Source organism: Pseudoalteromonas sp. SR45-5 (assembly GCF_014163565.1).
GTDB lineage: Bacteria > Pseudomonadota > Gammaproteobacteria > Enterobacterales > Alteromonadaceae > Pseudoalteromonas > Pseudoalteromonas distincta.
The window spans coordinates 1-4,124 of record NZ_JACJDN010000355.1 but is presented as its reverse complement, the minus strand read 5'-3'; the positions used below and the strand labels follow the sequence as shown (position 1 = coordinate 4,124).

Below are 4,124 nucleotides of genomic sequence, written 5' to 3'. Positions count from 1 at the left end.
AAACGCGCTAACTGCTTTTCCTCTTGTACTTTAATTGATGTACGGGTAAATACAGCTGCTTTTTGTTCTGCAAATTGTGAAAAACCACCCGCGCGTTCAAGTAATTCAGTTAGCGTTTCACCTCGGCGTATAGTGTACGTGCCTGGAAATTTAAGCTCACCTTTTAATTCTACTTTTACATTTTCTTGCCAATTTGGAATTGCAAAAACGTTGATACTGTCTTTACTTTGTAATGTAATATTACTTTGATGGTTGCCTTTCATGGCGCTTTCAAGGTCAAATCGTAAGTGTTCTATTTTAGAACCATCGCTGGCTACAATACGTGTAATTTCAGCTTGTTTTACATAGGCAGACTCTAACAAGCCACCTGCTGCTGTTATTAAATCACTTACCTCACCACCAATCATTAGTGGATAAATACCAGGGAAAGTTACATTCCCGCTGATTTCAACTAATTGCATTGCTTGTTGCACTGATGCTTGCTGTTTAAATTTAGCAATAATCGGCGCTAATAAGTTATGGCGGCTAAATAATGCGTAATCTTCAGGTTTGAGTTCTTGGTCTTCTTCTTCTTTTGCTTTGCGTTTAGAAATTTCTGCAATTGTTAGTATTTTATTGTCTTCAAGAACAAGCTCTTCGTCTTCTTGATTAACACCAATATATTTTTCGAACTCTTTTTGCTCAAACTTGTGCCATTGCTCTGCTTTTTGTTGCTGCTCTTGTTGCTCTTGGCTAAGGGCCATATTTGCTAGAGCTGATTGCTCAGCTTCTTTTTCTTCAAAACGACTAAATACAACTATCTTGTCATTAGCTTTAAGTTGTAAGTTGTTTTCAGGATTTTTAATAATCGCTTGAGCAACGTCGAACTGATGCGCTTCTATATCGCCGTTTACATTTATTTCGCGGATTACGAGGCCATAGCTTAAATCTGCTTGCGGTAGTAGGTCACCGCGTATAGATTTAAGTACATCTGAAATACGCTTGCCTTGGTACCATTGATAATTACCTGGGCGTGCTACTGCACCAATTAAGCTAATTGAATTTTGATATTGCGAGCTAACTGAATTAAAGCGAATACGGTCGCCATCTTGTGGGATATAGTTAATTTGTGGTTTTGAAAAATCGACCGAGAGTACTTCTTTACGATCGAAATTAAAGCGCTCTACAATTGCGCTTTTAGCGTATGCATTGGGTTTAAGGCCTCCAGCCATCGCTAATAACTGCTTAGCAGATTCGCCTTTTTTAAGTTCAAAAATAGCGGGACGTTTAACTGCACCCTCAACTGTTACTTGAGCGCCAACTGATGGAATAAATACAGCATCGCCCGGCTTTAATACGATATCGTTACTGCTATCGCCATTAATAAGTAAGTCGTAAAGGTCAAAGTTTGCAACTACGTTGCCTGCGCGTTTAACTTGAATATTACGAAGAGAAGCAATATCAGACACGCCACCGCTCACAAATAATGCGTGCGAAACGGTTGTTAATGAAGAAACGCTGTAGCTACCTGGCTTGTAAGCTTCCCCTAGCACTAAAATACGCATGCTACGAAGCTGACCAAGCGACACAAACGCTTTTACACCTATTACCTCTTGCTCTACTTTTACTTTTACTAATTCTTTAATTTCAGCAAAAGTTAAACCGGCCACTTCTACAGGGCTTAAATCTGGAATACTAATACGTCCTTCACGGTCAACTATGACTTCAACACTGTCACTTTCTTTACCATAAAAGTTTATTTTTAATTGATCGCCAGGGCCCACAATATATGTATCTGGTACTGCAGCATTTTCGCTTGGCATAAATGTAGTTGGTTCACCTGCAAACAATTCGTAACCGTATGGTTTTAATTCGTCTGTTTTTGGTTTAAAGCGCTCTTCATCTGTAAGCTTTTCTTTTTCGGGTTCTGCGCGCTCACCAATACTATTTTGCTGCTGAGTATTATTTTGATTATTAGATTGGTTTGTACCAGTGATCGTTGCTACATCAACACCGTATTGTTTTGCGAGGGCTTCTTGTTGAGCTTTAGGTAACTTTTTAAATTGCTCAATTTGAGACGCTGTTGGCGTAAAAGCCAAAGTACTAAAACTACAAAGTAGAATAAAAGCACTAATAAATTGTGTAAAAACTTTCACGAGTAGGTATATCCCTAGGTCTACAACCAAAATTGGCCACTATAATACCTTAATTTTAAGCAAATAAAAAAGGGACTTTCGTCCCTTTTGTCACTTTAGTGTCATTAACTTAACTACATTGGTTAAAAACTGTAAACCAACGTGAATGACGTTTCAGTGTCAGTGCTTTCTTTGTCGTCAGCAACATCTGAGTTGTTAGTGACATTAAAAGCGACTTTCATTTGTAACGAGCCGTTTATTTTTGCAAGTAATGCAGTTTCAGAACGAGTTTTAGTGTTTGTATCACCGTACTCAACAGCAACTAATTGAGTAAAACGTGCATTCTCAGAAATTTGCCAGTTGTAATCTAACTTACCCAAGGCAATTACTTCGCCTTCAAATTCACCAGCAAGAGAGTTACCGTTGTCATCAACTTCAGTGCTGTCATCTGGGTATTCAAAGTATTTATAACCAGGACCAATTTCAGCACTTAGCCACATAGTTTTTTCGTTTAATAAACGTAAACCGTAACCTGCAGAAATTACTGACTCACTTCTATACGCTCCAAAATAATCTGAAACGTGTGAACCATAAATGAATAAATGAGAATGATCTTCATTTAATTTGTAATTACCTTGTGCAGAAATTGAATACTTCTCGTTAGTGCGCTGCTTGTTTTTGTCACCATTAGCATCTTCAACTTCATCTTCTTTGTAGATGCCGTCTAGCTTGTATTCGTTGTTCCAGTGTTCAAGATTGTGCTGAACTTTGATGCCACCTTTAAGTGTGGTCGTTTCTGTATTACCACTTGTGACAATAGCACCTAATTCACTGGTAACTTCCCATGTTCTTTGTTCTGCGTCTGCAGCAAATGCGTTTGTTGCAGCAGAAGCCGCAACTAAAACTGATAAAAGCTTTAATTTCATTAAAAAATAACCTTTGTATAAATGTACATCTATTTTATTAAAGCATTACTTGTTAGAGCAAGCTAAACAGCTAAGTAATAATGTAAAAAATTTTCATGCAGCAAATACCGCATGAAAATTTTATGTTTAATAGCTCTTTAGCACTATAACAATTAAAGATAACTTTAATTATATAACTATTTAAAATTAGTCTTGCTTGTGAAAGTGAACATCCATTTGTGGAAATGGGATAGTAATATCTGCATCATCTAATGCGATTTTAATATTTTCCATTAATGACCAGTAAGTAGGCCAATAATCAGCAGCGTTAACCCAAGGACGAACAATAAAGTTAACACTTGAATCGCCTAACTCATTTACAGATACATTGTAAGCTGGATCTTTAAGTATGCGTGTTTCTGCATCTAATACAGATTTTAATACTTCTTTTGCGTGACGTAAATCAGCATCGTAGCCAACACCAATAACTAAATCGATACGACGAGTAGACTCTCGTGAGAAGTTAGTAATAGCACCAGACATTATTTGAGAGTTTGGTACGATAATTACTTTATTATCTGGAGTACGTAGTTCAGTTGAGAATATTTCGATTTTTTTAACCGTACCCATTTTATTACCTGCTTCAACAAAGTCACCAGACTTAAATGGACGAAGTAAAATAATTAGTACGCCTGATGCGAAGTTAGATAATGAACCTTGCAATGCTAAACCAACAGCTAAGCCGGCAGCACCTAAAATAGCAATGAACGAAGTTGTTTCAATGCCAATTTGCGAAAGTGCCATTAAAATAGTTACAGCAAATACAAGTGTGTACACAATACTTGAAACAAATGAACCGACAGCTTTATCTACTTTCTTTTTAGCAAAACCTTTTTCAGTTAAGTTAGAACAAAACTTAGCAACACGACTACCAAGTAAAAAGATAACAAGCGCAACAACAGCTTGTATACCGTAGTGTAAAATTAGGCCTGAGTTATCGTTAAGCCAATTAAGTACTGAATCCATATTTACTCCAAATGTTTTTTATTAAGCGTTTTCGGGCATTATTATACATTAATTTACAATTTATTCTCATGAAATAATG

At 36.7% G+C, this 4,124-nt stretch carries 3 protein-coding genes; all 3 read right to left on the bottom strand.

What is annotated here, in order from left to right; all coding sequences use genetic code 11:
- On the bottom strand, nt 1-2,135 hold a 2,135-nt coding region (locus H5072_RS13175), incomplete at its 3' end, for an SLBB domain-containing protein (RefSeq protein ID WP_182693773.1).
- 122 nt (nt 2,136-2,257) lie between these two features.
- On the bottom strand, nt 2,258-3,040 hold the full coding sequence (locus tag H5072_RS13170; RefSeq protein WP_024596589.1) for a YdiY family protein: 783 nt from the start codon (nt 3,038-3,040) through the stop codon (nt 2,258-2,260).
- 186 nt (nt 3,041-3,226) lie between these two features.
- Nucleotides 3,227-4,045 carry a mechanosensitive ion channel family protein gene (locus H5072_RS13165; RefSeq protein ID WP_002958438.1) on the bottom strand — a complete coding sequence of 273 codons (819 nt, stop codon included), beginning with the start codon at nt 4,043-4,045 and terminating at the stop codon, nt 3,227-3,229.
- Nucleotides 4,046-4,124: the final 79 nt, after the last annotated feature.